Origin of the sequence: Streptomyces litchfieldiae (assembly GCF_031845365.1) — a bacterium.
In the GTDB taxonomy this organism is placed as follows: domain Bacteria; phylum Actinomycetota; class Actinomycetes; order Streptomycetales; family Streptomycetaceae; genus Streptomyces; species Streptomyces litchfieldiae.
This window is the reverse complement of the sequence record NZ_JAVREL010000014.1, coordinates 129,709-155,385: the sequence shown is the minus strand read 5'-3', so window position 1 is coordinate 155,385 and position 25,677 is coordinate 129,709. Positions and strand designations below refer to the sequence as shown.

General features: G+C 72.8%; 26 protein-coding genes and 2 pseudogenes. 18 read left to right on the top strand and 10 right to left on the bottom strand.

Going from position 1 to position 25,677, the window contains the following annotated elements; all coding sequences use genetic code 11:
- Positions 1-127 precede the first annotated feature (127 nt).
- Positions 128-940 carry an SAM-dependent methyltransferase gene (locus tag RM590_RS23215; protein WP_311706691.1) on the bottom strand — a complete coding sequence of 271 codons (813 nt, stop codon included), beginning with the start codon at positions 938-940 and terminating at the stop codon, positions 128-130.
- Between the two features lie 93 nt (positions 941-1,033).
- On the opposite strand from RM590_RS23215, the gene RM590_RS23210 reads away from it, so the two are divergent.
- The 8 genes from RM590_RS23210 (at position 1,034) to RM590_RS23175 (ending at position 6,503) form a co-directional block, all read left to right on the top strand.
- Positions 1,034-1,249, top strand: coding sequence for an alpha/beta fold hydrolase (locus RM590_RS23210; protein WP_311706615.1), 216 nt, complete (start codon positions 1,034-1,036; stop codon positions 1,247-1,249).
- A 126-nt stretch (positions 1,250-1,375) separates the two neighbouring features.
- Complete coding sequence (locus RM590_RS23205; protein WP_311706614.1) at positions 1,376-1,507, top strand: alpha/beta fold hydrolase; 132 nt, start codon at positions 1,376-1,378, stop codon at positions 1,505-1,507.
- Between the two features lie 105 nt (positions 1,508-1,612).
- Positions 1,613-2,161: an RNA polymerase sigma factor gene (locus RM590_RS23200; RefSeq protein WP_311706613.1), complete on the top strand. Its 549-nt coding sequence runs from the start codon at positions 1,613-1,615 to the stop codon at positions 2,159-2,161.
- Complete coding sequence (locus tag RM590_RS23195; protein WP_311706612.1) at positions 2,158-2,943, top strand: hypothetical protein; 786 nt, start codon at positions 2,158-2,160, stop codon at positions 2,941-2,943. Before RM590_RS23200 ends, RM590_RS23195 begins: the two co-directional genes overlap by 4 nt.
- A gap of 126 nt (positions 2,944-3,069) precedes the next feature.
- Positions 3,070-3,879: a DUF3152 domain-containing protein gene (locus RM590_RS23190; RefSeq protein ID WP_394813945.1), complete on the top strand. Its 810-nt coding sequence runs from the start codon at positions 3,070-3,072 to the stop codon at positions 3,877-3,879.
- A gap of 13 nt (positions 3,880-3,892) precedes the next feature.
- A complete protein-coding gene (locus tag RM590_RS23185; protein WP_311706611.1) occupies positions 3,893-4,207 on the top strand; it encodes a hypothetical protein in 315 nt (104 codons plus the stop codon).
- On the top strand, positions 4,204-5,955 hold the full coding sequence (locus tag RM590_RS23180) for a cholesterol oxidase substrate-binding domain-containing protein (RefSeq protein WP_394813944.1): 1,752 nt from the start codon (positions 4,204-4,206) through the stop codon (positions 5,953-5,955). Before RM590_RS23185 ends, RM590_RS23180 begins: the two co-directional genes overlap by 4 nt.
- A 41-nt stretch (positions 5,956-5,996) precedes the next feature.
- A complete protein-coding gene (locus tag RM590_RS23175; RefSeq protein ID WP_311706609.1) occupies positions 5,997-6,503 on the top strand; it encodes a DinB family protein in 507 nt (168 codons plus the stop codon).
- 29 nt (positions 6,504-6,532) lie between these two features.
- On the opposite strand, the gene RM590_RS23170 is transcribed toward RM590_RS23175, so the two are convergent.
- From RM590_RS23170 to RM590_RS23160, 3 genes are all read right to left on the bottom strand, one after another.
- The gene (locus RM590_RS23170; RefSeq protein WP_311706608.1) at positions 6,533-7,174 is read right to left on the bottom strand and encodes a histidine phosphatase family protein; all 642 of its coding nucleotides are present in this window, start codon (positions 7,172-7,174) and stop codon (positions 6,533-6,535) included.
- 68 nt (positions 7,175-7,242) lie between these two features.
- A complete protein-coding gene (locus RM590_RS23165) occupies positions 7,243-7,710 on the bottom strand; it encodes a MarR family winged helix-turn-helix transcriptional regulator (protein WP_311706607.1) in 468 nt (155 codons plus the stop codon).
- 18 nt (positions 7,711-7,728) lie between these two features.
- Positions 7,729-8,508 (bottom strand): sulfite exporter TauE/SafE family protein, encoded by a 780-nt coding sequence (locus tag RM590_RS23160; RefSeq protein ID WP_394813954.1) that lies wholly within the window; start codon positions 8,506-8,508, stop codon positions 7,729-7,731.
- A 92-nt stretch (positions 8,509-8,600) separates the two neighbouring features.
- On the opposite strand from RM590_RS23160, the gene RM590_RS23155 reads away from it, so the two are divergent.
- The gene (locus RM590_RS23155; protein ID WP_311706605.1) at positions 8,601-9,515 is read left to right on the top strand and encodes a LysR family transcriptional regulator; all 915 of its coding nucleotides are present in this window, start codon (positions 8,601-8,603) and stop codon (positions 9,513-9,515) included.
- Between the two features lie 32 nt (positions 9,516-9,547).
- Entirely contained in the window at positions 9,548-10,219 is a 672-nt protein-coding gene (locus RM590_RS23150) for a phosphotransferase family protein (protein WP_311706604.1), read from the top strand.
- A gap of 46 nt (positions 10,220-10,265) precedes the next feature.
- Here RM590_RS23150 and RM590_RS23145 read toward each other — a convergent pair whose 3' ends face one another.
- Positions 10,266-10,928 carry a lytic polysaccharide monooxygenase auxiliary activity family 9 protein gene (locus tag RM590_RS23145; RefSeq protein ID WP_311706603.1) on the bottom strand — a complete coding sequence of 221 codons (663 nt, stop codon included), beginning with the start codon at positions 10,926-10,928 and terminating at the stop codon, positions 10,266-10,268.
- Between the two features lie 159 nt (positions 10,929-11,087).
- Here RM590_RS23145 and RM590_RS23140 point away from each other — a divergent pair, with 159 nt between their 5' ends.
- Positions 11,088-11,297 carry a hypothetical protein gene (locus RM590_RS23140; protein WP_311706602.1) on the top strand — a complete coding sequence of 70 codons (210 nt, stop codon included), beginning with the start codon at positions 11,088-11,090 and terminating at the stop codon, positions 11,295-11,297.
- A gap of 18 nt (positions 11,298-11,315) precedes the next feature.
- On the opposite strand, the pseudogene thrS reads toward RM590_RS23140, so the two are convergent.
- A pseudogene (gene thrS / locus RM590_RS23135) lies at positions 11,316-12,548 on the bottom strand (threonine--tRNA ligase); the annotation flags it as partial.
- A gap of 313 nt (positions 12,549-12,861) precedes the next feature.
- On the opposite strand from thrS, the gene RM590_RS23130 reads away from it, so the two are divergent.
- On the top strand, positions 12,862-14,676 hold the full coding sequence (locus tag RM590_RS23130) for a glycoside hydrolase family 15 protein (protein ID WP_311706601.1): 1,815 nt from the start codon (positions 12,862-12,864) through the stop codon (positions 14,674-14,676).
- A gap of 183 nt (positions 14,677-14,859) precedes the next feature.
- Positions 14,860-15,528 (top strand): hypothetical protein, encoded by a 669-nt coding sequence (locus RM590_RS23125; protein WP_311706600.1) that lies wholly within the window; start codon positions 14,860-14,862, stop codon positions 15,526-15,528.
- On the opposite strand, the gene RM590_RS23120 is transcribed toward RM590_RS23125, so the two are convergent.
- A complete protein-coding gene (locus RM590_RS23120) occupies positions 15,495-18,560 on the bottom strand; it encodes an AfsR/SARP family transcriptional regulator (RefSeq protein ID WP_311706690.1) in 3,066 nt (1,021 codons plus the stop codon). The two genes, RM590_RS23125 and RM590_RS23120, sit on opposite strands and share 34 nt — an antisense overlap.
- 242 nt (positions 18,561-18,802) lie before the next feature.
- Between RM590_RS23120 and RM590_RS23115 the strand changes: the two genes are divergently transcribed.
- Positions 18,803-20,479 carry an outer membrane protein assembly factor BamB family protein gene (locus tag RM590_RS23115; protein ID WP_311706599.1) on the top strand — a complete coding sequence of 559 codons (1,677 nt, stop codon included), beginning with the start codon at positions 18,803-18,805 and terminating at the stop codon, positions 20,477-20,479.
- Positions 20,480-20,658: 179 nt separating this feature from the next.
- Here RM590_RS23115 and RM590_RS23110 read toward each other — a convergent pair whose 3' ends face one another.
- Together RM590_RS23110 and RM590_RS23105 are read right to left on the bottom strand one after the other, a co-directional pair.
- A complete protein-coding gene (locus RM590_RS23110) occupies positions 20,659-20,964 on the bottom strand; it encodes a transcriptional regulator (protein ID WP_394813943.1) in 306 nt (101 codons plus the stop codon).
- Positions 20,961-21,458, bottom strand: a complete 498-nt coding sequence (locus tag RM590_RS23105; protein ID WP_311706598.1) for a hypothetical protein — start codon at positions 21,456-21,458, stop codon at positions 20,961-20,963. Before RM590_RS23105 ends, RM590_RS23110 begins: the two co-directional genes overlap by 4 nt.
- 135 nt (positions 21,459-21,593) lie before the next feature.
- On the opposite strand from RM590_RS23105, the gene RM590_RS23100 reads away from it, so the two are divergent.
- The 3 genes from RM590_RS23100 to RM590_RS23090 all read left to right on the top strand — a co-directional run bounded on the left by RM590_RS23100 (position 21,594) and on the right by RM590_RS23090 (position 23,896).
- Positions 21,594-22,085 (top strand): GNAT family N-acetyltransferase, encoded by a 492-nt coding sequence (locus tag RM590_RS23100; RefSeq protein WP_311706597.1) that lies wholly within the window; start codon positions 21,594-21,596, stop codon positions 22,083-22,085.
- Positions 22,086-22,321: 236 nt separating this feature from the next.
- Positions 22,322-22,879, top strand: coding sequence for a histidine phosphatase family protein (locus RM590_RS23095; RefSeq protein ID WP_311706596.1), 558 nt, complete (start codon positions 22,322-22,324; stop codon positions 22,877-22,879).
- A gap of 330 nt (positions 22,880-23,209) precedes the next feature.
- Complete coding sequence (locus tag RM590_RS23090; protein WP_311706595.1) at positions 23,210-23,896, top strand: GNAT family N-acetyltransferase; 687 nt, start codon at positions 23,210-23,212, stop codon at positions 23,894-23,896.
- A 63-nt stretch (positions 23,897-23,959) separates the two neighbouring features.
- Here RM590_RS23090 and RM590_RS23085 read toward each other — a convergent pair whose 3' ends face one another.
- Positions 23,960-24,742 carry a DUF899 domain-containing protein gene (locus tag RM590_RS23085; RefSeq protein ID WP_311706594.1) on the bottom strand — a complete coding sequence of 261 codons (783 nt, stop codon included), beginning with the start codon at positions 24,740-24,742 and terminating at the stop codon, positions 23,960-23,962.
- Between RM590_RS23085 and RM590_RS36050 the strand changes: the two are divergent.
- Positions 24,741-25,553: pseudogene (locus tag RM590_RS36050) on the top strand (phospholipase D-like domain-containing protein); the annotation flags it as partial. The gene RM590_RS23085 and the pseudogene RM590_RS36050 overlap by 2 nt on opposite strands.
- Between the last annotated feature and the right edge of the window lie 124 nt (positions 25,554-25,677).

Below are 25,677 nucleotides of genomic sequence, written 5' to 3'. Positions count from 1 at the left end.
TTCCGTGACATGGGCCGCTGCGGGAAGTCGTGGACTGGGCGGCACGTTCCGCTCGCTCGTGCGCCAGTCCGGCCGCGGCAACGCCACCGGCCGGACAGGGCCCGGCCGTTCGGGTCCCCGCTCGGCCTCAGGGCTTGCGCCCCACGCCTCCCCAGGCGGGGACGGGCCGCGGGGCGCCCAGCGGGCTCGCCTCGGGCCGCCACGTGGACAGCTCCACGACGCCCGGCTCCACGAGGTCCAGTCCCTCGAAGAAGGAGGCGATCCGCTCCGGGGAGCGGAGGTTGTACGGCACCCCGCCGCTGCCGTTGTAGGTGGCGGTCGCGGTCACGTACACCTCGTCGGTGTCGGTGCCGTCGTAGAGCGCCAGGTAGCTGCCGGAAGGCAGCGGTTCAAGCAGCCGGGCGACGATGGAGCGGCCCTCGTCGCAGTCCTGCACATGTCCCAGGATGCCGATGAGCATCACGGCCACCGGCCGGGAGAAGTCCAGGGTCTTCGCCGCGGCGTCCAGGATGCGATCCGGGTCGTGCACGTCGGCGTCGATGTAGTCGGTGGCGCCCTCCGGACTCGAGGTCAGCAGCGCGCGGGCGTGCGTGAGCACCAGCGGGTCGTTGTCCACATAGACGATGTGCGAGTCCGGCGCGACCGTCTGGGCGATCTGGTGGGTGTTGTCCACCGTCGGCAGTCCCGTGCCGATGTCGAGGAACTGCCGGACACCGGCCTCGCCCGCCAGGTGGCGCACCACCCGGGCCAGCCAGTAGCGGGAGACCCGGGCGATGTCGCGGATGCCCGGGTAGACCTCGAGGAAGGCGTCGCCCGCCTTCCGGTCGACCTCGTAGTTGTCCTTGCCGCCCAGCCAGTAGTTCCAGACGCGGGCCGAGTGGGGGATCGTCGTGTCGATCCCGGGAACTGAGGGACGAGAGGCGGACGACATGTCTGTCATGGTCACCGTTCCGATGCGAAGGCGTGTGCGGCGAACGCCACCTTAGGACAGCGGGTCGGCAATTCGCCCGCTGGGTGGGGGAGTTGGCCGTCGGTGGCCGGCCACGACTGGGGCGCCATTGTCGCCTGGGAGATGGCCAAGATGCGTCCCGAGCGGATCGAGGCGGTGGTGGGAATGAGCATTCCGGACCGCTTCGCCGAGCCGCAGGACCCGGCCCAGACGCCGATCCCGGCCCTGCGGACCGCTCGGGGCGAGGCGTTCTACCTCGTCCAGTACCGCCGCTCGGGCTTCACCGGCGGCCTCAACTGATATCGCAACCTCGACCGGAACGGGGAGCTGTCGGCGTCCTGGCGGCACAACCCCGCGCCGGCGCCCGCCCTGTACCTGATCGGTGGCCGGGACGGCGCTATCGGGATGCCGCGGAGCCTGGAGTTGATGTCCGGCAGGTCCCGCTCCTTCCCCCACCTGCGCGAGACGGTCGTCCTGCCCGGCTGCGGCCACGCCATCCAGCAGGAACGGCCCGAACAGGTCAACGAGGTGCTGATCCGGTTCCTGCGCTCCCTGTGACCGCCGGGCCCCGGTGCCGAACGGTCCACGCCGCCGCGCGATTCCACCCCGCCGATGCAACCCCGTCGGCCTCTCCTCCGTGACGTAGGAGTGAAAGGGGAACGGATGCGCCGGCAAGACGAAGAGCGGTTTCGCGAGTTCGCGGCAGTTCAAGCCCGGCCGCTGCGCCGGACCGCTTATCTGCTGTGCGGGGACTGGCACTTGGCGGAGGATCTGATGCAGGGCGCGTTGATCAAGATGTACCACTCATGGTCTCGTCTCGAACGGCGCGACCAGCTCAACTCCTATGTCCGGCGCGTGCTGTTGCGCACCTGGCTGGATGAGAGACGCAAGCCCTGGCGCCGTTCGGAGAGCAGTTGCGAGAGCGTGCCGGACAGCCCGGACGTGTCGGCCGAGCCGGATGACATCGCCCACCGGATGGACGTGCGCAGCCTCGTTCATGAGGCGCTGCTCACGCTGCCGCCCCGGCAGCGGGCCACGATCGTGCTGCGCTACTTCGACGATCTGTCCGTCGCGGACACGGCCGCCGCGCTGCGCTGTTCGGAGGGGAACGTGAAGAGCCAGACCGCCCGCGGGTTGCGGACGCTCCGGCAGTACATCGGCGATTCCGAGGCCGAGTTGACCGTGTCGATCACGGGGAGGCCGGCCCGGTGACGGATCAGCGGATCAGGGAAGGGCTGCGGCAGGCCGTGGCGAACGAGCCCCCGCTGCGCGTCGGCATGGCGGAGATCGCCGCCCGCGCGCGGCGGCGGGCGGCGCGGCGCCGGACGCTGCTGGGCGCGGGCGCCATGACGGCGCTCGTCGCGGGGCTGGCCACGGTGCTCCCCTCGCTGGTGACCACGTCCCCCGGCGGCGGGGCCGGCGAGGTGCCCCCGGCGTCCGGCGGACCCGCGTTCGGCGAAGGGGCGGACCCGGACCCCACGGGGCCGGGACCCACGTTGCCACCGCTGTGGCCGAGCCGGGGCGAGACGGCTCCCTCCCACGCACCCGCCGAGTACGACGCGGTGGGGGAGATCATCGAGGACCGGCTCACCGAGGCGTTCGCCGAGCACGTGCCCGACGCCGACGTGGTCCGGCTGTCCGCCGGGGACGCCCCTGTCCCGACCGAGGACACGCTCCTGTCCTGGCGCTTCACGGTGAGCTTCACGACGTCCTCCCGGGTGTTCCGGGCGGCGGTGACGGTCGACAGTTCAAGCGTGGAGCTGAAGGAGCTGGCGTGCCCGACCAGTCCGCCCGAGGCCCCGCTCGCGGCGGACTGCGAACTCTTCCCCGGCGGACGGTACATGGGCGGCCGGGAGAACGGGTTCCGGCACGTCGTCGAGGCCCGGCCCAACGCGTTCCAGCGGGCCGTCGTCTCGGTGGAGGGAACGGCGGCCGATCCGGCGCCACTGAGCAGAAGCCAGCTCGACGACATCGCTTTCGCTCTCATCTCGTGAGGGATCGAAGCCCGAAGACAATGAGGAATGACGTGACGACTACGACCGTGTCCGGGGTCTGACATGCGACTCCGACCAGGTGCCGCGGCGACGACCCGGCACCGAAAGGCCTCTCGGGTCCGAGTGGTGGTGTCGGCGGGCCTCGCCACCGGGGCGGTGGCGGCCACCGCGGTGATCATCGTCCTGACCGCGTACCAGGGCGGCACATCCTCCGGCGCGCGGGCGGACGACACCGGCCATGAGCACTCCGTGGACACCGTCCGGCACACGCGCGGCGCTCCGCCCGACCCGGAGTCGAGCGCCGAGCCGGAATCGGGCGCCGAGCCGGACTACGACGACTGGATGGCCGCCACGTTCCCCCTCGACCCCCAACTCACCGGCTCCGGAGAGCTGGTGCCGGTGGGCGGCAGCGCGCCGGCGGCCGATCCGGACGCGACGACGCTGCTGCGGTACCGGGTGGACGTCGAGGAAGGTCTGCCGGTGAACCCGGAGTTCTTCGCCGAAGCGGTGCACCGGACGCTCAACGACGAGCGGAGCTGGGGCAACGACGGCGAGCGCGGCTTCGCGCGGGTGTCGTCGGGCCACTATGACTTCGTGATCACGCTGGCCAGCCCGGGTACCACCGCCGAGTGGTGCGCGAGGTCCGGTCTGGACACCACGCAGAGCAACGTGTCCTGCGACGCGGCGACCACCGAGCGCGTGATGATCAACGCCTGGCGCTGGGCGCTTGGTTCGGAGACCTACGGCGACGACATCCGCGGGTACCGGCAGATGCTGATCAACCACGAGGTCGGGCACCGCATCGGCTACGGTCACTCCGACTGCGCGGCCGATGGTGCCCCCGCGCCGGTCATGATGCAGCAGACCAAGTTCCTGACCAGCCCCGTCACGGGCCTCACCTGCGTACCGAATCCCTGGCCGCATCCGGCCGGTTAGGAACCCTCCGTTCTTGAACGCCTCCGCTACTGCCGTCGGGCTGATGATCAGCGCCTTCTACGCCGCCACCGCCGTGGGCTCGCCCCTGATCAAGCGGGTGGCGGCGCGCCTGCCCACCCCCGTGGTGCTCGCCGTCGCGGTGGTGGCCGTCGCCCTCGGCCACACCGGCGCCGCCCTCATCGCCGCCACCGCGGCGTTCGCCGGAGCGGTGGCCATGACCGCCGGAGCGCTGCTGTCCCGGCGCCTGGCTGAAAGCCCCGTCAGGAGACGGCTGTTGGTCCTTCGACCCGTGCGTGATCAGCAAATTGGGGTATGCGTGCGTACATGACAGGAAACCGGACCCCAAGTGCGGGAAAAGCAGGCGGATCGGTCACGCGCCGCGGCGTTCTGCGCGGCGCCGTCGGAGCCGGGGCGGTGACCCTGGCCGGCGCCGGGGCCGCGCGGGGCGGCACGGCGGCGCCCGAACTGCCGAACGGGCTCGCCCCCTACCGCACCGCCTACCTCAACTGGTCGGGCGAGATCGCCCACCCCGGCCTGTGGGCCTGCGCGCCGCGCACCCCGCAGGACCTCGTCGACCTCGCCAACTGGGCGCACGCCGAGGGCTGGCGGCTGCGCCCGCGCGGCATGGCGCACACGTGGTCCCCCCTCACCATCACCCCGGCCATGCCCTCCGGCGATCGCGTGCTGCTGCTCGACACCACCGAGCACCTCACCCACGTCGAACTCGCCGACCCGCCCGCCGGCGCCCCCGGCGCGGTGCGGGCCCAGCCCGGCGTGCTGCTGGAGGACCTCATGGCCTTCCTCGCCGACAACGGCCTCGGGGTCACCAACACCCCCGCGCCCGGCGAGCTCACCCTCGGCGGCACCCTCGCGATCGACGCGCACGGCACCAGCGTGCCCGCCGAGGGCGAGACGCCGCGCCCCGGCCACACCTACGGCACGCTCAGCAACCTCGTGCTCTCCCTGACCGCCGTGGTCTGGGACGAGACGCGCGGCGCCTACGCGCTCAAGACGTTCGAACGCGGCCGCGACCCCGAGTGCGGCGCGCTGGCCGCCCACCTCGGGCGGGGCCTGGTGGCGGAGGCCGTGCTCCAGGCCGGGCGGGAGACGCCGCTGCGGTGCGTCAGCCGCATCGACATCCCCGCCGACGAACTGTTCGCCCCGCCCGGCAGCCGCGCCGCCGCGGGCGGGCGCACCTTCGGCGACTTCGTGAACGCGTCCGGACGGGTGGAGGCGATCTGGTTCGCCTTCACCGACAAGCCCTGGCTGAAGGTGTGGAGCCCCAGCCCCAGCCGGCCCACCGGGGCGCGGGGGGTGCACAGCCCCTACAACTACCCGTTCAGCGACTCGGTGCCGGAGTCCGTCTCCCGCCTCGCCGGGCGGCTGGTGGCCGAGGCCGCCTGGTACCTGGCGCCCGTGCTCGGCGCCGCCCAGTGGACGGCGGCGGCCGGCGGGCTGAGCCTGACGGCGGCGCACGACCTGTGGGGCCCCTCGTACTGCCTGCTGTTCTACCTGCGGCCGACGACGCTGCGCGAGACGGCCAACGGCTATGCGATCCTCACCCGGCGCGCCGATGTGCAGCGCGTGATCGCGGAGTTCGCCGGCTTCTACCAGGAACGCCTCAACGCCTGGGCGGCGGCGGGGCGTTACCCTGTGAACGGGCAGGTCGAGATCCGGGTGGCCGGGCTCGACCAGCCGACCGACAACGCCGCGCCCGGCGCCGGACCGCCCCTGCTGTCGGTGGTGCGGCCGCACCCGGAACGGCCCGACTGGGACTGCGCGATCTGGGTGGACGTCCTGACACAGCCGGAAACCCCGGGCGCGGCGGAGTTCTACCGTGAGCTGGAGCGCTTCCTGATGCGGACCTTCGACGGCGGCCACGCCCTCGCCCGCGTCGAGTGGTCCAAGGGCTGGGCCTACACGGACGCCGCGTCGTGGGCCGACGGCGAGGTCATCGGCGAGTGGGTGCCCGCGAGTTACGCCCCGGGCCAGTTCGGGGAGGCGGTCGGGATCCTCGACCGGCTCGACCCCCACCGGGTCTTCGGCAACCCGTTCCTGGACCAGTTGTTGGGGTAGGCGCCGGGAGGGCGGGCCGGCCGGATCCTTATGATCCAGCCATGTCCGACTCACGTTTCGAGCTGGCGACCACGGCCGACGAGCGAACGCTGCTGCTCACGTTCCTCGACTGGCACCGAGAGACTCTGCTGCGCAAGTGCTCCGGGCTCACCGACGAGCAGCTTCGCCTGCGCGCGGTGCCCACCTCCGGCCTGACCCTCATGGGTTTGATGCGGCACCTGGCCGGGGTGGAGCGGTGGTACTTCCAGGTGATCGTCGCCGGCGAGGAACCGGCGGAGCTGTTCACCGCGACCGATGACGACGACGAGGACTTCAACGACATAGGCTCGGCGACCGGCGAGGCCACCGTCGCGCTGTGGCGGGAGCAGGTCGAGCACTCCCGCCGCGTGGTGGCCGAACACCCCCTGGACGCCGTGGGGTTCAACCCCTCTCGGCGGAAGCGGCAGTCGCTGCGCTGGGTCCTCAACCACATGATCGACGAATACGCGCGGCACAACGGCCACGCCGACCTGCTCCGCGAGGCCATCGACGGCGCCACGGGTGAGTGACACCCGACTCGGCTGTTCCGCGACGGACTTCAGCCGGTCCGGGCGGTGTCGAGATGGCGGGTGTCACCGAGGGCGACCACCTGGCGGTTGTGGAAGAAGTCGTCCTCGCGCAGCGTGGTGATGCTGCCGGAGGGCGCCCGGAAACCGACGGAGCCCAGCGACTCGATCGGCATTTTGATCCAGGCGGCCACGACGAACGTCAGGGCGAACCCGTGCGTCACGATGATCTGGTGCTCGCACGGGCGCCGCAGAATGTCGTCCATGGCGGGGTAGATCCGGTGCGCGAACTGCGCCCTGGTCTCGGCGCCCGGCACGCCCTCGTGGTGTCCCATCCGGTCGCCGACGGCCGGCGGCGGGATGAACCGCCGGTCCAGCCACTCCTGCGGCCGTCCCTCCGCCTCGCCGTAGGACTTCTCCCGCAGCCTGCGGTCCAGGACCGGTTTCACGCCGAAGACCTCGGCCACCTCGTCGGCCGTCTGCCGGGTGCGCCGCAGATCCGACGAGAACAGCTCCACCTCGGCGCCGTCCGGGACTTGGGCGCGCAGCGCCCGGGCGGCGGAGGCCGCCGCCCGGACGCCGGCCGGGGTGAGGTCCGAGTCATGCCACCCGCCGACCACCCCCTCGACGTGGTGCGTGGCCTCCGGGTGGGTGATGACGTACACAGTGCGCACCGGTGCGTGCCCCTTCTCTCCGGCCGAGGTCCTGCCCGCAGTGACACAGGATCTCCCGGCCGGGGCGGCTAGGCCAAGGCGCCGCCGGTGTTCCGGATCATCCGCCGGAGCACCTTGAGGGTGGTGACGTAGTCGGCGTCGTCGATGCCCTCGTGGATCCGGTCGCGGATGGCCGGGGCGTGCCGCTTCAAGCCGGCGCGGGCCTCGTCGCCCGCCTCGGTGATCCACAGCCGGTCCTCGGCGTCGCGCGTCAGCCAGCCGCGTTCCAGCAGGATCTCCGCCTCGGCCTTCAGGTCGTCCTCGGGTCTGAGGTAGGAGCTCATGGCCCGCTGGAGTTCGGGGATGGTCATGCCGTGGCCGTCGGGCGAGATGTCGTTCTTCGACAGGTTGCGCAGCAGCCAGTACTGGGGCTGGGTGAAGCCGAGTTCGGCCTGCCGGGCCCGGGTGAACGCGATGAGGGCCTCGTAGGCCACGCCGGTCCAGTACGCGGCCGGCTGGGCGGCGAGCTGGTCGTCGGAGAGGTGGTGGGTCGTCATGAAGATCACCGTAGAATTTCAAGTGAACTTGAAGTCAAGCGGCGGGCAGCGGCTCACGAAGTACAGGACCGTCATGCTCACCGCGGTGGTCAGGATGACGCCCCGCAGCAGCCGGGCGGGGAGCCGGCGGGCGACATGGGCGCCGGCGAGGCCCCCGGCCACCGCGCCGGCCAGCATGCCGGTGAGGAGAAGGGGAGAGTTCAGCGCGTCCGAGGCGACGAGGAACAGCGCCGTCGCGCTGAGGTAAATGGCCGCGGTCTGGACGATCCGCGTCGGATTGCCGACCGCGGTGTCGAGGCCGAGGCCGATGCTCCACGGGGCCAGCATCAGGATGCCTACGGCACCGCCGAAGTATCCGCCGTACACGGCGAGGACGAACTGGCCGATCAGGACGGTCCGGGAACTCATGCCGCCGGTGCGGCCCAGCGCGGTGTTCAGGGCCTGGGAGACGCGGCGCCCGAAGGCGAGCACCACCGTGGCGAAGGCGAGCAGCCAGGGCACCGCGGCGTCGAACGACGTGGCCGGGAGGGCCAGCAGCAGGCCGGCCCCCAGGCCGCCGCCGAGGGCGCTGACCGCCGTCAGCGCCGTCGTGGACGTCGTTCCCACCGGGGTCAGTTCGCGCCGGTAGACCCAGGCCCCGGCCAGGCTCCCGGGCACCAGGGCGATGGTCGACGACGCGTTCGCCGTCACCGGGGACATGCCGACCGCGACCAGAGCGGGCAGCGCGACGAACGTCCCTCCGCCGCCAATGGAGTTGAGCGTTCCGGCGACGGCACCGGCCAGCAGGACGAGCAGCATCTCGGACACCCACCGAGCATCGCCCCGTGGCCCAGGGGTTCACAATGCGTGATCGGCGTACCCAGCCTAAGGCTGTGCCATAGGCTCGCCGGATGCGGTACGACCTGGACGATCTGCGGCTCTTCCTCGACATCGTGGCCGAGGGCTCGATCACGGCGGGCGCCCGCCGCATGCATCTGAGCCTGCCCTCGGCCAGCGCCAGGGTGCGTTCGCTGGAGCGCCAGGCCGGTGTGGCGCTGCTGGTCCGCGGCCGGCGGGGGGTGCGGCCCACCCCGGCCGGGACGGCCCTGGCCCGGCACGCGCGCGACGTTCTCGCCCGGACCGCGCGGCTGGAGAGCGCCGTCGCCAGCTATGCCCGGTCGCCGGCCACTCCGCTGACCCTGCTGGGCGGCGGCTCCGCGATGCACCGGCTGGTGCCGCGGGCCCTGGTCACGTTCCTCCGCGCGCACCCGGACGTCGACGTCACCGTTGCCGAGAGCCGCACCCCCCGGACCGTGCGGATGCTCGCCGACGGCGAGGCGGACCTGGGAATCGTCATCGACGACGAGGCCCGGGACTCCGGCCTCGACATGGAACCCCTCGCCGACGACTCCCTCGTGGTGATCGGCCAGGCCGGCGGGGTTCTCGCCGGGCGCACCGCGCTGACCTACGACGAGGTCGCGGAGCACCCGCTCGTCGGGCTGGACGCCGACTCCTCGCTGCGCCACTGGATCGAGAGGAACCTCGGTCCGCACGCCCCGGCGGTGCGTTACCGCACCAGCGTGGCCAGCCTCAACGTCCTGGTCGCCCTGGCGGCGGCCGGTGTCGGGCTCGCCGTCGTGCCGCGCCGGGTCATCGACGCCCACCAGCCGCTCGACGTGTGCGAGCTGCGGGATCCCTGGGCCCGCCGCCAGCACGTGCTGGCCTGGGGCGCCAAGGGCCGGGCCCCGTCGGCCACCGCGGCGCTCGCCGAGCACCTGCGCGAAGCGGCGCTGTCCGAGTCGGCCTCCCACGGCGCTCGGCCTTGATCGTCGGTGGCGTTCACCCCTACCATCGGCGAGTGCGCCCGCTGAAACACGGCTACACCAACCGCACCGTCGGCGACGGAGCGACCGTGGACAAGTCCTACCAGGGCCCCGACGCCGCCCGCAGGCTGGCCCGCGAGCGGGACCTGCTGACGCGGCTGCGCGACCATCTGCCGGTGCCCCCGGTACTCGGCGCGGACGAGCACACTCTGACGCTCGGCTTCGCGCCCGGCGTGCAGGGCCAGGAGCTGCTGGACGCCGGTCACGCGGAGGCCGTTCTCCGGGCGTGCGGCGAGGTGCTGCGCCGCATTCACGCGCTGCCCGCGGAGGTACCGTTCGCGGGACCGGGCGACACCGGCACGGTGCTCGTGCACGGCGACTTCGGGCCGAACAACGTCCTGCTCGACCCGGGCACCTTCGAGGTCACGGCCGTCGTCGACTGGGAGTTCGCCCACCTCGGCGACCCGGTGGAGGATCTCGCCTGGTGCGAATGGATCGTGCGCATGTACCACCCCGAACACCGGGAATCCCTCCGCCACTTCTTCGCCGCCTACGCCGGGGACGTGCCCCCCTGGCCCGTCCGCCGGACCGCCATGCTCGCCAGATGCGCGTCGCTCCAGGAGTTCTGTCACCGCTGGGAACCGGACGGGCCGGGCGTCCGGCAGTGGGTGGAGCGCGCCGGACTCACCGCCACCTGGCAGGAGTAGCCGGCCGAGCCGGGAGCCGGGACCGCGCCCGGCCCCCGGACCGGGCTCAGCCGGTGAAGTTGACGTCGCTGCAGAAGTAGTACGACTGGTCGAGGTGGCTGGCCTGCCACACCGTGTAGACGATGTGGTGTCCGCTGCGGCCCGGCGCGTTCACGTTCACCGGGGTCGTGGTCCCCGTCGGGATGTTCTCGACGTGGCCCGCGAGTTCCAGGTCGCTCCAGCTCAGCCGCTCGGTGGTGGGGTCGAAGCCCTGCTCGGTGACGTAGACGTCGATGTAGTCCGCGCCGTGCGAGGAGGTGTCGAGCAGGTTCAGCGTGAAGCTGTTGGGCTTGTCCACCGTCTGCCACTCGCCCGGCACGTCGAGGGCCGCGTAGCGCCCGTCGAAGGTCAGGCCGCCGCTGCACAACTGCCCGTCGGGAACGGCGGCCTGGTGGTTGCCGCCGACGCCGTCGCGCAGCAGACCGTTCCAGTTCCACATGGCGCTGGGGTCGGCCTGCCACGCCTGGTAGCACATCGGGTCCTCGGTGGCCATGTCCGGCGACTGCCAGTCGCCGGCCCACCGCTCCCAGCAGCCGTAGTGCCGGGCGGGCGGATCGCTGACCGCGCCGTGTGCCGAGGCGCTGCCCGTGCCGAGCGACGCCAGCAGCGCCATGGAGGACCCGAGGACCGCCGCGCCGCGCGCGACGGTGGATTTGTGGGGGAAGGGCATCTGTATCGCCACACTTCGTTGATTGACGACATGTGTTCCGCGGCCCCGGAGGGCGGGCGGAATCCTGCGGTGCGCTCCCGGGGGAGACCATAACGAAGCCCGGGTGGCGGGGGAAGAGGGCGGTGACGCGACCGATCTTGACCGCATCGCCCCACAGGGATGACAATCATTTTCGGAACAACCGGCACCGGCACCGTTCCCGTCGGCACGGACCCCGGCCCCGACGCCGCCGCGGACGCTTCCGGCGACCCGGGCGGTTCCCTGGCCACCACCGGTTCGGTGATCCTCCCCGCGGTCCTGGCCGCCACCGCGGCCATCGTCCTCGGTGCCGTGCTGCTCCGCGCCCGGCGCAGGACCCGCGCCTCCTGAGCCCTCCGGACGGGACCGTCAGGACGGGGCGTCGTCCCACAGGCCGGTGGCGCGGGCGTCGATGTGCGCGCGGACGCGGTCGAGGACGTCGTCGGCGGGCGCCGGGTCGAGTCGGCGCCCGTCGCGCAGGCGCAGGGCGATGTGGCCGTCGGCGGCCTCCCGGGCGCCGATGACGGCCTGGTACGGGACCAGGCGGGCGTTGCGGACACGGGCGCCGAGGCTGCCGTGCTCCGGCCCGGCGGTCTCGGCGCGCAGCCCGAGGTCGAGGCAGCGCCCGGCCAGCGCCGCGGCGCCTGGCTCCTGGGCCTCGGTGACCGGGAGGACCACCAGTTGGGTGGGGGCCAGCCAGGCCGGGAAGGCGCCGCCGTGCTGCTCGATCAGGTGGGCCACGGCGCGTTCGACGCTGCCGATGATGCTGCGGTGGACCATGACCGGCCGGTGCCCCCCGCCGTCCGGGCCGGTGTAGCGCAGGTCGAACCTCTCCGGCTGGTGGAAGTCGACCTGAACGGTGGACAGGGTGGACTCCCGGCCGGCCGGGTCGGCGACCTGGATGTCGATCTTGGGCCCGTAGAACGCGGCCTCTCCCTCGGCCGCCTCGTACGGCAGGCCGGAACGGTCGAGGACCTCGGTCAGCAGCGCGGTGGACCGTTCCCACAGCTCGGGCGCGGCGACGTACTTGCCGCCGGGGCCGGGCAGGGAGAGCCGGTACCGGTGAGGGGTGATGCCCAGCGCCCGGTAGGCGCGGCCGATCATCTCCAGGGCGCCCCGTGCCTCGTCGGCGACCTGGTCGACGGTGCAGAAGATGTGGGCGTCGTTGAGCTGGATGGCCCGCACCCGGGTCAATCCGCCGAGCACGCCGGAGAGTTCGGAACGGTACATGCCGCCGAGCTCGGCCATGCGCAGCGGCAGGTCGCGGTAACTGCGGGCTCGGGAACGGTAGATGACCGCGTGGTGCGGACACAGGCTGGGCCGGAGGAGGACCTGATCGCCGCCGAGGTCCATCGGGGGGAACATGTCCTCGCCGTAGTGCGACCAGTGCCCGGAGATCTCGTACAGCTCCCGCTTGCCGAGCACCGGTGAGTAGACGTGCCGGTAGCCCGCCCGCCGTTCCTCGTCGCGGATGTATTCCTCCAGGGCGTGGCGCACGGCGGCGCCGTCGGGCAGCCAGTACGGCAGCCCGGCGCCGATCAGCGGGTCGGTGTCGAACAGGCCCAGCTCGCGGCCGAGTTTGCGGTGGTCGTGCATGGCGGTCTCCTCGCGGACAGCGGGCGAGTGACCGCAAGCCGAAGCCCCGGGGCACTCGCCCCGGGGCTTTAAGACTTACGACATCGGTCAGCGCGCCGGGACACTCTCCGGCGTCGTCGTCACTGCGGCGCGCTTCATACCGGCCAGGGTAGCGGGTGGCGCGGTGAGGTGCCGTTGAATACCCGGCCGCGGGACCGGGGGACCGGCTCCGGTGGCCGCCGGGACGGGCCCGTGTGAGGGTGGGTGACGTCCCACGCCCCCGGCGCCGGGCGTGCCGGGAGTTCGGTCACCGCACCCGTCCGTGAAGGGAGCACGTCCCATGGCTGGCTCCGCCATCGAGGACTACGCACTGCTGGGCGACCTGCAAACCGCCGCGCTGGTGGGCCGGGACGGGTCCATCGACTGGCTGTCGCTGCCCCGGTTCGACTCGCCCGCCTGCTTCGCGGCCCTGCTGCACGACGAGAGGGCCGGCCGCTGGCTCATCGCTCCCGCCGCCGGCGGCTCGGTCGCCCGGCGGCGCTACTGCGGTGACTCGCTGGTGCTGGAGAACGAATGGCGCACTCCCGAGGGCGTGGTGCGCGTGGTGGACTGCATGCCGCCGCGCGGCGAGGCGGCGGACGTCGTCCGCCTCGTGGAGGGGGTCTCCGGCCGGGTGCCCATGCGCATGGACCTGCGGCCGCGGTTCGACTACGGCCACATCGTTCCGTGGGTCAGCCGACGGGGTGAGGACCTGGGGGCCGTCGCGGGACCCGACGCGGTCTGGCTGCGCACCCCCGTTCGCACGGACGAGGCGGACCGGGGGATCCGGGCCGAGTTCACCGTCGAGGCCGGCCGGCGCGTTCCGTTCGTCCTGACGTATGAGGCCTCGCATCTGCCGCCCCCAAAACCGGTGGACGCCGAGTGGGCCATCGCGGACACCCAGCGGTTCTGGGACAGTTGGATGAGCGGCTGCAGCTACGACGGCGACTGGCCCGAGGCGGTGCGGCGGGCGCTCGTCCTGCTGAAGGCCCTCACCCACGGGCCCACCGGTGGCCTCCTGGCCGCCGCCACGACGTCGCTCCCCGAACAGCCCGGGGGACCCCGGAACTGGGACTACCGCTACTGCTGGCTGCGGGACGCCACGTTCACCCTCCAGGCGCTGATGGGCACCGGCTTCATCGAGGAGGCGTGGGCCTGGCGCGAGTGGCTGCTGCGCGCGGTCGCCGGCGACCCGGCGGACCTCCAGATCATGTACGCCCTGGACGGCACCCGCCGCATCCCCGAGCAGACCCTCGCCTGGCTGTCGGGCCATCGGGGGTCCGTCCCGGTCCGGGTCGGCAACGACGCCGTGGGCCAGCACCAGCTCGACGTGTGGGGCGAGGTCCTGGACTCCCTGCATCTCGCCCGGCAGATCGGCATCACCCCGACCGAGACCGCGTGGAACCTCCAGCGCGCCCTGCTGGACTACCTGGAGGGCCACTGGCAGAAACCCGACAACGGCCTGTGGGAGGTGCGCGGCCCGCGGCGGCACTTCGTCCACTCCAAGGTCATGGCCTGGGCCGGCCTGGACCGGGCCGTCCACTCCGTCCGGGAGCAGGGCCTGCCGGGCCCGGCCGATCGGTGGGCCGCGCTGCGCGACCGCATCCACGCCGAGATCTGCGAGCGGGGATACGACCCCGAACGGAACACGTTCACCCAGTTCTACGGCTCGCGGGGGCTGGACGCCGCGCTCCTGCTGCTGCCCCGCGTCGGCTTTCTGCCGTGGCACGATCCGCGCGTGATCGGCACCGTCGAGGCCGTTCAGCGCGAGCTGTGCGAGGGCGGCTTCCCGTGGCGCTACCGCCCGGACGCCGACGGCGGCGTCGACGGGCTGCCCGGCACGGAGGGCGTCTTCGTGCCGAGCGGCTTCTGGCTCGCCGACGCCCTGCTCGGCCTGGGTCGCGTCCAGCAGGCCCACGAGCTGTTCGAACGTCTGCTCGATCTGCGCAACGACGTCGGCCTGCTCAGCGAGGAGTACGACCCCGCGACCGGGCACCACCTCGGCAACACCCCGCAGGCGTTCAGCCTGGTCGGGCTGGTCAACACCGCCCGCTACCTCAGCGGCGCCCGCATCGCCACCTCGCCCGCGAAGGGCCGCCCCGCCCCGGGGCCGTGAGCCGCCGGACGGGTCGCGCGAGCGCGTGGTCGGTGGTGTGCTGGAGGCATGAGGAACGATCGGCGCGAAGAGGCATATCTCCGGCAGAGCGGGCGCAAGGAGGTGTCACCTCGGCAGCGGCGGAGGCTGGCCAAGAAGGCCGGGCAGGGAAAGTCCGAGCAGGGGAAGGGAGAGGGGTGAGCCATGGTGGACATGGCCAAGCAGACGGTCGTCGGGGCGCTGCTCGGGCGCTATGGGCGTGGCAGCTTCGCCGAGGACGCCGAGATCCACCTGAAACAGTCCCCGCACTCGATGTTCCAGCTCTTGCAGCTCGCGGCGCTGACCGACGCGCGGGTGGATCCCGACACGGCGGTGCACACGTTCACGGCGCTGCGTGGTCAGCGGCTGTCGACGGCCGGGCAGGTGCTGGGCGCCGGGTCCGGGCCGATCGCCCAGACGCTCGCCGAGGCCGGGTACCCGGAGGGGGACCGGAAACGGATCACCACCGCGATGACGGACGCGGCGCTGCACCTCCAGGAGGAGCACGGCGGCGACCTGAACGAGCTGCGCGAGGACGCCGGACGCGATCCGGCGCGCGAGCGGGACCTGCTTGGGCACTTCGCAGGAGTCAACGGTGACGTCATCGACGCCTTCTGCCGCGAGGCCCAGCTCATCTGGGACGAGCTGGGCCCGTTCGCGGACAAGAAGGCGCTGGACGCCGCCAGCCGGCTCGGGCTGGGCGAGGACACGGCCGCCCTGCGGTCGCTGGTCCGCGAGGACCGCGAGTTCGTGCGGCTGGTCGACGCGCTGGTACGGGTCCGGCACGACAAGAGCGGCTATCAGGAGCTGCGGCAACTGGCCGACGAGGCATGACCGTTGACTCGCGAGGGCGACGCGGCGCGGCGGTCCAGTCCCGCGTCCAGCCGGGCCCGCACGCGTGCCGCCCGCGGCAGGCCGAGGTCGGTGTAGTCGCGCAGCGCCTGCTCCCAGTGCTCGCGGGCCTGCTCGTGCTCGCCGAGACCGGCGAGCACCGCCGCCATGCCGGCCCGGGTGTCGGCCAGCTCCTTGCGGTTGTCGCCGTCGGCGGCCGTTATCAGGGCCTCCCGGTAGTGGCTCAGCGCCTCGGCCGGCCGGCCCACGGCCGCGTGGGTGGCCGCCAGCGCGTTCAGGGCCTGACTGAGCAGGTCCGCGGCGCCCACGGCGCGGGCGAGCGCCAGCGCCTCGACGCCGTGACCCAGCGCCTGCTCGTGGTCGCCGCGGTTGCGGTGCAGGCTGCCGAGGAGGCGCAGGCAGACGGACTCGATGGTGCGGTAGCCGGTCTCGCGGGCGAGGGACAGGCCGCGGTGGGCGGCTCGGAGCGCCTCCTCGTCGCGTTCCATGTCCATGTTCATGCACAGTTCGGCGAAGACGGCGAGTGCGTTGGCCTCGTTCGGCTTGTCGTCATGGGCTCCGCACACGTCGATGGCCTCCCGCACATGGCCCAGGGCCTCCTCGAACCGCTCCAGGTCCCGCAGGTTCCCCGCGAGGTTGATCAGGGCCGCGCGCCGGAGCTGCCAGCTCGTGGCCGGGCCGGACACGGCCAGGGCCAGCTCCAGGTGGCGCACGGCCTGCGCCGCGTCCCCCTTCGTCCGGTACAGGATCCCGAGGTTGTTCAGCGTGGCGGCCTGCAACTCCTTCTCCCCGGCCCGCCGGTAGCCGGCCAGGGCCCGCCGGAGATGGTCCGTCGCCGCCTCGTCATCGGTGCGCAGGCGGCTCATGGCGGTGCCCAGGTGGCGGCGGGCGTTGGCCTCGGCGAGCAGGTCGCCGTTTTTTCGGGCCACGTTCAGTGCCCGGGTGTGCACGGTGATCTCCAGGTCGTGGCACCCGCGGACATCGAGGTAGCGCCAGATCGTCTCCGCCAGGCAGAGAACGAACTCGGGCCGGCCGTGCCGGGTGGCCTCCAGCAGGTTGTCCCGCTCGGTGTCGAGCCAGCGCAGGCCCTCGTCATGGGTCGTCAGCGGCGGGGTCGCGCCGCGGGGCAGGGGCACCTTCGGCCGCCTGCCGGACTCGTAGGGCGCGACGAGGTCCATGGCGATCGAGGCGGTGGCGAGGTAGTGGTCGAACAGCCGGTCGCGCGCCGCTTCGCGCTCCCGCGCGCTGTCGGTGGACGCCGCGAGCTCGGCCGCGTAGGCGCGCAGCAGGTCGTGCGGCTGATAACGGCCCGCCGGCGTGCGGTCCACCAGATGCGCCCGCCACAGCACTTCCAGCCCCCGGCGCGTCTCCCGCAGCCCGCTCCCGGCCAGGGCCGCGACGGCGTACGCGTCCATGTCGTGGCCCGGGTGCACGCCGAAGAGCCGGAACGCCCGGGCCGCCGCCGCGTCCAGCCGCTGATAGGACCAGGAGAAGACCGTGCGCACGGCCAGGTGCGGGTCACCGTCCACGCCCAGCACGTCCAGCACGCCCTGCCGGTCGGCGAGTTCACCGGCCAGGTCGGCGATGCTGCGCCCCGGCTGCGACTTGACCAGCTCTGCCGCGATGCGCAGCGTCAGCGGCAGCCGGGCGCACCGCTCGATCAGCGCGTCCGCCGCCTCCGGCTCGGCCGCCACCCGGTCGCCGAGCAGCTCGCCCAGCAGGCGGCGGGCATCCGCGACGGGCGGCCGGTCCAGGCTGACGCGGCAGGCGCCCTCGCGGGCGACCAGCCCGCCCAGCGCGTCCCGGCTGGTGATCAGCGTGACGCACGAGGCGGTGCCGGGCAGCAGCGGACGCACCTGTTCCACCGTGCGGGCGTTGTCCAGGATCAGCAGCATCCGGCGCCCGTCGAGCTGGGTGCGGAACCGCGCCGCCCGTTCGGCGAGATCCTGCGGCACGGCCGTGCCCTCCAGGCCCAGCGCGCGCAGGAGCCCGGCCAGCGCCTCCTCCGGCGGCACCGGCTGGTCGGGGCCGTAGCCGTGTAGATCTAGATAGAGCTGCCCGTCCGGGAAGCGGTCGCGCACCCGGTGCGCCCACCGCACCGCCAGCGCCGTCTTGCCCACGCCCGCGGTGCCCGCGACCACCGACAGCGGCACGGGTGAGTCGCCCGACAACAGACTGTCCAGCTCCGCCAGTTCGGCGTCCCGGCCGACGAAGCCGCTGATGTCGGCGGGCAGTTGGTCGGGAACGGCCGCGTCGGGGCGCCGGGCGGCGTCCGGTTCCGGCTCCACCGGTTCGCCGGCCCGTATCCGCCGCTCCAGCTCCCGCAGTTCGGGGCCTGGGTCCAGGCCGAGCTCGGCGGCGATCCGCTGTCGCGCCGTCCGGTAGGCCGCCAGCGCCTCGTCGGGCCGGCGCGACCGGTACAGCGCGGTGATCAACAGTGCGTGCAGCCGCTCCCGCGCCGGGTGCTCCCGCACCAGCCCGCTCAGCTCCGCGACGACCGCCCTGGTGGGCCCGCTCGCCAACTCGGCCTCGTACAGCGCCTCCAGCGCCGCCAGCCGACGCTCGGTCAACTGGTGCGCCCAGTCGCCCAGCAGCGGCACGTCCAGCTCGGCGAACGGGGCGCCCCGCCACAAGTCCAGTGCGGCGCGCAGCACTTCGGCCGCCCGCCGGGGATGCCGCGCGGCGATGCCCGCCGCCTCGTCGGCCAGCGACTCGAACCGCTCCGCGTCCAGCTCCCCGGGCGCCACCCGCAACCGGTACCCCTCGGGCCCCCACGACACCCGGTCCGGCTCGCCGAGCAGGCCCCGCAGCCGGTGCACATGCAGGTGCAGCCGCTGCGCGGCCCGGGGATCGGCCCGCTCGCCCCACAGCGCGTCGGTCAGCACATCCACCGGGACGGACTGATTGGCCCGCGCCAGCAGCACGCCCAGCAGGGTGCGCCGCAGCCGCCCTGACACCGCCCGGACATCCCCGTCCCGCCGGATCTCCACCGGACCCAGCACCACGAAATCCATCACGCCCCCCGTTCCTCTCGGCCCGCGGCCCACCGTTCGGCCGGTCCCCCGCCGTGAGTGTCTCCCCGGTATGAAAGCGCGATGAAAGCGCGGTCGCCACTCTTGGTACGCCAGCCACCGGCCGCGGGGCCCCTCCCGAGCCGGCCGGTGGCCAACAGGGGGATGCCCGGGCCGGCGGCGGTGCGCCGCCGGCCCGGCACGAACACCCGGCGATCCCATCGCTGACACCGACAGAGTGAGCCATGTCCAGCAACACGCCCTTCCCACCGCCCCACCCGCCGCATCAGCCGCCCCCGCCGCAGTTCCCGCCCCAGGGCGGCGTTCCGCAGCACGTTCCCGGGCCGCAGCCGCCGGCGCCCGCGCCGGGCGCGTACCCGGCACTGCACCACCCCTACGGCCAGCCGCCCCAGGCGCCGTATCCGGGACCGGTGTACGGGGGGCCACCGCCGGGCGCCGCGCCGCCTCCGCCGGGCGGCCACCGGCGCGGGGGCCGGTCGCCGGTCGTCGCCGTGATCGCCGTCGTCCTGGTGCTCGCCCTGGCCGGCGGCGCCTGGTTCCTGCTCGGCTCCGACGAGGACGACAGCGCCGGCGGCCGGGTCTCGGCGGTCGATCCCAGCACGCCCGGCGGACGGATGTGGTCGGTCGACGAGGACGTGCCCGACGAGGGGACGCGCCCCACGGGCTTCTGGGCGGTGAACGACACGATCGTCAAGGCCAACGGATCCGTTCTCACCGCCTACGCCATGGCCGACGGCTCCGAGGTCTGGACCCTCGAACTGGAGGGAGACGCCATCTGCGTGCCCTCCACCGCCACCCCCGAGGGGCTGCTGGTCGTCGGCCACGGGGAGCACAACTGCGGTCAGAACATCACCCAGATCGACCTGACCACCGGTGAGACGGGCTGGAGCAGGCCGCTGGAGCCCGAGGAGGACCCCCTCGGGTTCCAGATCGCGATGGCCGGATCGTCCTACGCCATCCACACGCTCGGCGGCTGGAACCTGCACCGCGTCGCGGACGGCGAGGAGATCTCGTCGGCCGGGGCCGGGTACGACGCGCTGAGCAACGACGCCAGACAAACGGTGTTCGGCCAGGAGGCGCCGGAACTCGTGACCGGCGAGGACGTGTGCGCCGTGGACGCGGTGGCCGGCGGGGCGGCGCTGATCCGGCTGCGCACGTGCGCGATCGTGCTCGACGCCGCGGCCGGCACGCTGGGCGATCCCATCTTCCGCCTGGAGGAGATCGACCCGGACACCGGGGACACCATGTGGACCCTCGACCTGCCGGAGGGCAGGTGGCTGGAGAAGATCCACAGCTCCTCGCCGCTGGTGGTGTCGCTGACCTCCGAGGAGTTCGGCCCGGTCACCGAGCTGATGTTCGTCGAGGCGGGCCAGATCACCGGCCAGGTCCCCATCGAGACCACCGGGGTCCCCGCGGCCGACGCCGGCCTCTTCGCCGGCGAGGCGTGCCGGGATGAGGGCATCCCCTACAGCGCGGTGGACGACTGCGGCGGCCTGGCCGTCCACGGCGACCTGCTGTACATCTCGCCCGAAACGGGGATCGGGGGCGGCACCACGGTCACGGCGATGAACGCGACGACCGGTGAGGTCGTGTGGTCGCACCGGACGGAGGACTTCTTCCGGCAGATGGTCCTGGCCGCGGACGAGGAGGGCGCGATCGTGCATCAGGTGGGATTCGACGGGGAGTTGGGCCAGGTCGTCCGGATCACCGACGGCCGGCGGGTCGAACCGCTCTTCAAGGTCGACGATGTCTTCCTGACGCCTGACAGTTTCATGGCGTTCAACGAGGGGCGGCTCTTCTTCAGTCCGACGGACTACTCGCTGGAGTACGACATCGCGGCCTACGGCCCGGACGGCGAGGTCACGACGTCCCCGTCGGCCTCGACGGAACCGGCACCCTAGCCGGGGCGCCGGCCCGACTCGCGCCGTTGTTGGCCCGGCTCCTGCCAGAGCAGGAGCCGGGCCTCGCGTGTGCCCAGCCTGGCGCGCGTCAACTGGTAGCCGTCTTCCCGGCGTTGCTGGCCGCGGCCGGGGGAGTGAGTCGCCGACCCTTACGGCCCCTTACGGCCCCTTACGGCCCCTTACGGACCGACGATGGCGCGCAGGGCGGCCAGATGTGCCGCGTACGCCTCGCGTCCGCTCCGGGTCAGGCGCAGCCAGACGCGTTGCCGGGTGTCGCGCACGGCCTTGCGCTGCTCGACGTAGTCGGCGTCCATCAGCACGGTGACGTGCTTGCTCAACACCGAGGCAGAGACGCCGAGTTCCCGTTGGACGGCGGAGAACTCGGCCTCGCCGGCCGTGTCGAGCAGGGCGCAGATCCGCAGCCGGTTGGGGGCGTGGATCGTCGTGTCGAAACCGGCCATGGGGTCGGGGACGGCGCCGCTCACGAGGCTTTCCGGTGCAGGCGGACAAAGGCGCGGTGGAAGGCGATGGACACCGTGGCACCGACGGCCGAGGCGGCGAACAGCCACAGCGGCTGCTCGGTGACCCGGAAGACCAGGACCGAGCCCAGCAGCACCGCCGGGAGCCCGATCGCCATCGGCACGGTGGCGCGTTTGGGCAGCACGTCCAGGCGCAGCGCGACGCCGGTCTCCTTGCGCCAGTTGGCGGCCGCGACCCCGAACAGCGCGAGGTAGGCCACGGTCATCACCAGCATGACGGCGCCCCAGGCCAGGTTGGGCAGCAGCCACTGGGAACTCGCCAACGTGCCTCCGTAGACCGGAGGTATGGCGGCGATGTACAGCGTGAGCGCGGTGACGAACCAGCGCGGCCACGGCGTGGCGGACAGGGCGGCGGTCGAGTCCCGGACCCGCTCGGCGTCGGCCAGCGCGGCGAGGGCCTGCTGCGGGGTCGGGGGGATGGCGGCTCCGTCAGTTTCCATGAAGGAAACACTAGCCGTTAGTTTCCATCGTGGCAACACGCGACTTTCCGCTGGGGAAACAAAGGGCCGTCCGCCAATCCCGATGCCGTCCCGGGGGCCGGGTGTCATGCTCGCGGGATGGTGACCGTGAGAGCCGTGGAGCGCGAAGACCTGCCGGTGCTGTGGGCGATGGCCACGCTGCCCAACATTGGCGCGACGGCTGACTCCTCCGTGCCCCTGCCATTGCCGGGTGCGTCCGAAGCACCCGAGCCGTTCGCCGATCTCGCCGATCCCTGGCGGCATTTCGAGGCGGTGGGCGGGTGCTTCCTGGTGGCGACGGTGGACGGGCACGTCGCAGCCATGGGCGGGTTCCGCCCCCGGTGCGACCGCCCGGGCCGCATCGAGATCCTGCGCGTCCGGGTCCATCCGGCACTGCGGCGGCGGGGTCTCGGACAGGCGCTGATGAGCGCTCTCGAAGCCCATGCGCGGGCCAAGGGCTTCCGGGAGGCCTGGCTGGACACGGCGACGAATCAGCCGGAGGCGATGGCCTTCTACGCGAGTCTGGGCTACCGGGAGACCGGACGGGAGACCCGGACGGAGTGGCATTGGACCCTCGTGTACTACCTGAAGGAACTGCCCCGCCCCTAGGGCCTGTATCGAGTTCCCGCCCGGGCCCGCGACGCCAGTCACGGCACCTCGCCGCTCCCCCAGACTCCGTCTGGGAGGTGCCCCCAGCCGAATCGCGCGAATACGGCCGGGTATGAGCTGCGATCCGGTGCCTTGCTGGGGGTACCTCCCAGGCCCCCAAGGGCCTGGGGGGGCACCGCGTCTGACGCCGCGGGCTGATCCGACCGGGAACTCGATACAGGCCCTAGAGTCGCGGGATGCGCTGGCTGGAGGTACGGCGGCACGCGCCGACGAAGAAGGGGGCGGCCCGTGGCCGCGGTTCGCATCTGTCCGCGCGTGGTGTCGCGCTCGCGCGTGCCGTCGGCGCCGAGTCGGGCCCGTTCGCCTGTGTGGTGACCAGCGCGTCGCCCCGGGCGATCGAGACGGCGATCGCCATGGGGTGGGCCGTCGATGACGCCCTCGACATGCCATCCGGTTACGTGCCCGGCGAGGTTGACCACCACGACCAGTGGGCCTGGCCCCAACCGTACGTCCACTACGCGGAGTTGATCGCACGCGGCGGAGCACTCGCCGCGGTGGCGGCGGCGCACCGGATGATCTGGACCGAGGCGGTGCGGTCCGTGCCGGAGGGCAGCGGCGCGCTCGTCGTGTCGCACGGCGGCTCGATCGAGCCGGCGCTGGTCGCCTGCCTGCCCGACGCGGATCTCGCGTCGTGGGGCACGCCCTTCGGGCACCTGGACGGCGTCCGGCTGACCTTCGAGAACGAGCGGTTCACCGGAGCCCGTCTGCACCGCGCCCCGAGCACAACCCCATGACCCGGCGGAACAGAGGCGAAGCGCAGGCGATTGACGTCTCCGGAGCTCTCCACCGCCACCTCGGTGACCGAGCCGTCGCCCAGTGCGGGGGAGGCGACCGCCTCCCGGGCCGTGCCGCCCGGGCCGGTCGTGATCCGGACCAGTATGCGGGCCAGGCAGGTTGAGCGGTTGGCCCACCACTCCAGGTACGCGCCGCTCTCGTGGCCGTTCATGCCGCCGAGGGCAGGCGGCGGCGGCCACGGGGCTCAGCTGGGAACGTCGAGTGGCGCGGTGACGATGCCCGCAGATTTTCAGATGCGGCGTCGTCACCCTCGTGGAACGCTGTGCCGCGTGGAAGATCCGTCACTGGCCGGCGCCGACGACTCCCGGTTCACGAGGCGCCTGCGGCTTGAACCGGTCGGCCCCGCCAACGCTTCCGAGCTGTGGGCCGTGCATCACGACGACGCGGTGTGGCCCTGGTACGGCGGCGAGATGCCGACCCTGGAACAGGCGGGGCAGTGGGCGACGTTCATGGGCGACTCATGGCGTCTCCACGGCGTCCACAAGTGGATCGCCTACGACCGGAAGACCGGCGAGGTCGTCGGTCGCGGCGGATTGTCGCGCACGCCGGTCGACGACGACTGGGGGCAGATCTACGACTTCCTGCCGGCGGAGCCATGGGTGCGCGTCGCGCACGGTGTTCACGACCCGTTCGTCGCGCACGCGAACTGGGTCGAGATCGGCTGGGCGCTGCGGGGCGCGTTCTGGGGGCGCGGCTACGCGTCCGAACTCGGCCGCGCCGCACTGGCGTTCGCGTTCGACGTCCTCGGGGTGCAGGCCGTGGTGTCGTGCACGGTCCGGCACAACGTGCGCTCGCGCGCCGTGATGGAGCGCATCGGCATGCGGTACGTGGGTGAGATCCGGAGCCGTGGTCTGGTCGAAGGGGTTGAGGGAGAGCGGGACGACGCGCCGTACGCGGTGTGTGTGCTGCTGCGAGGGGACTGGGAACGGTCGGCCGCGACTCCCGCGGTCCCCTGAGGAACGCCGAGGCCGGACGCGACTCAAGGGACCGCCCGTGCTGACGCCGTCGACGAAGGCGCGTCAGTGGTGGTGGCCGCGCCGGCCGAGGGTCTCCACGGGGGTCGCGCCGGGGCGGGTCCACTGCGGCACGGGGCGGGTGGTCCGGCCCCAGGTCGCGTTCCCGTCCGCGTCCGAGCGCCAGTACCAGCACGGGCCGCGCCCCTCGGGCCAGCCCTCGGGGGTGTCCTCCCACGCCTCGCCGCGGCCGTAGGGCGTCATGTCGAGCAGGGCGAGGGACCCGTTGACCGGCTCGTTGCCACGGCCCGTCGTGGAGTAGGTGAGGAACACGCGGTCGCCGTCGCGCAGGAAGCAGGTGAGGTAACCCATGTCGCCGCCGACCGGCGCGGCCACGTCGCGCACCGAGTACCAGGGCTGGGTGTAGCCCATGAATTCGACGTAGGGGGCCACCTCGTCCCAGGGGCCGGTGGTCAGGATGGCGAACGAGACGCCGCGGGCGTTGAGGTAGACGGCGTCCTTCAGGTGCCAGGCCGTGGTGGTGCAGCCCTCGCACTGGCCCTGGTGCGGCGCGCCGTCGTGCCACATGTGCTTGTAGACCACGAGCTCGTCGCGGCCCTGGAACAGATCCAGGAACGGGACCGGGCCGTCGGGCCCGACGACCTCGACCGTCCCGTCGAGCTCCACCATCGGCAGCCGGCGGCGGGCCGCGGCGAGGGCGTCGCCCTCGCGGGTGTGGGCCTTCTCGCGGACCAGCAGCTCGTCGCGGGCGGCCTGCCAGGTGGCCAGGTCAACGACGGGCGGGCGGCCGGGCGGCGCGGTGGCCGGGGTGTCCGGTGTGGTCGTCATGGGGTCCTCCGTGGTGTCTTGTGCCGGTCGGTGTCATCAGACGTCGTGCGATGTCACCGGGACAGACTCGGGAACCGGCCGGAACTCATCGCCGCGGGGCCGCCGCATCCGCCGGATGCGTTGGGTGTTTATGTCCCATTGCACCGGGCCGGACGTCCGCTATAGCGTTCCGGCCGCGTTGCCCCGACTGCCGGGAGGCCCCATGCGTCCGCCGCGCGTTCGTTCGTTACGTTCGCCGTTGGGCGTGGTGGCCCTCTGCCTGGCCGCGCTGCTGGGGCCGTTGGCACCCGGCGCCGCCGGCGAGCCGCGGCCGGCCGCGGTCGGGGAGCCGGTGATGAACGGGGCGGTCTTCAACGACCCGGCCGCGGGGCCCGCTTCGGGCACGCCGACCGCGGCGCAGCGGGCGGTCTTCGACCAGCTCATCGGCCTGATCGCGGCGACTCCGGCCGGCGAGCGGATCGAGTTCGCCATGTTCGAGTTCGTCAACGGCGCGAGCGGCGTCCCGCAGCAGGTGGTGGACGGCCTGCTCGCCGCGCACGACCGGGGCGTTGACGTGCGGATCACCCTGGACAGCACGGACAAGAACGACCCGGTGCACCAGCGGCTGGACGGCGCCCTGGGGCACGACGACTCCGCCGGCTCCTGGGTCGTCCAGTGCGGAACCGGCCGCGGCTGCATCGGGCGGAACTACTCGCACGAGAAGTTCGCCCTCTTCTCCCGCGTGGTCCTCGACGGCGGCGCGACCCACCGCAACGTCGTCTTCCAGAGCTCGTCCAACCTGTCGGACTGGTACCTCTTCAACTCCTACAACGACGCCTTCACCCTCAGCGACGCCACCGTCTACGCCGGCTACCGGACGCACTTCGCCGACCTGAACGCCGGCCGCGAACGGGCCGTCGCCCCCGACTACTTCTGGACCACCCCCACCGGCTCGA

Coding starts and splice junctions, on each gene's coding strand:
- RM590_RS23215 (WP_311706691.1), bottom strand. CDS start 940: ATGACAGACATGTCGTCCGCCTCTCGTCCCTCAGTTCCCGGGATCGAC.
- RM590_RS23205 (WP_311706614.1), top strand. CDS start 1,376: ATGTCCGGCAGGTCCCGCTCCTTCCCCCACCTGCGCGAGACGGTCGTC.
- RM590_RS23200 (WP_311706613.1), top strand. CDS start 1,613: ATGCGCCGGCAAGACGAAGAGCGGTTTCGCGAGTTCGCGGCAGTTCAA.
- RM590_RS23180 (WP_394813944.1), top strand. CDS start 4,204: ATGACAGGAAACCGGACCCCAAGTGCGGGAAAAGCAGGCGGATCGGTC.
- RM590_RS23175 (WP_311706609.1), top strand. CDS start 5,997: ATGTCCGACTCACGTTTCGAGCTGGCGACCACGGCCGACGAGCGAACG.
- RM590_RS23165 (WP_311706607.1), bottom strand. CDS start 7,710: ATGACGACCCACCACCTCTCCGACGACCAGCTCGCCGCCCAGCCGGCC.
- RM590_RS23160 (WP_394813954.1), bottom strand. CDS start 8,508: ATGCTGCTCGTCCTGCTGGCCGGTGCCGTCGCCGGAACGCTCAACTCC.
- RM590_RS23155 (WP_311706605.1), top strand. CDS start 8,601: ATGCGGTACGACCTGGACGATCTGCGGCTCTTCCTCGACATCGTGGCC.
- RM590_RS23145 (WP_311706603.1), bottom strand. CDS start 10,928: ATGCCCTTCCCCCACAAATCCACCGTCGCGCGCGGCGCGGCGGTCCTC.
- RM590_RS23140 (WP_311706602.1), top strand. CDS start 11,088: ATGACAATCATTTTCGGAACAACCGGCACCGGCACCGTTCCCGTCGGC.
- RM590_RS23130 (WP_311706601.1), top strand. CDS start 12,862: ATGGCTGGCTCCGCCATCGAGGACTACGCACTGCTGGGCGACCTGCAA.
- RM590_RS23125 (WP_311706600.1), top strand. CDS start 14,860: ATGGTGGACATGGCCAAGCAGACGGTCGTCGGGGCGCTGCTCGGGCGC.
- RM590_RS23120 (WP_311706690.1), bottom strand. CDS start 18,560: ATGGATTTCGTGGTGCTGGGTCCGGTGGAGATCCGGCGGGACGGGGAT.
- RM590_RS23115 (WP_311706599.1), top strand. CDS start 18,803: ATGTCCAGCAACACGCCCTTCCCACCGCCCCACCCGCCGCATCAGCCG.
- RM590_RS23105 (WP_311706598.1), bottom strand. CDS start 21,458: ATGGAAACTGACGGAGCCGCCATCCCCCCGACCCCGCAGCAGGCCCTC.
- RM590_RS23095 (WP_311706596.1), top strand. CDS start 22,322: ATGCGCTGGCTGGAGGTACGGCGGCACGCGCCGACGAAGAAGGGGGCG.
- RM590_RS23085 (WP_311706594.1), bottom strand. CDS start 24,742: ATGACGACCACACCGGACACCCCGGCCACCGCGCCGCCCGGCCGCCCG.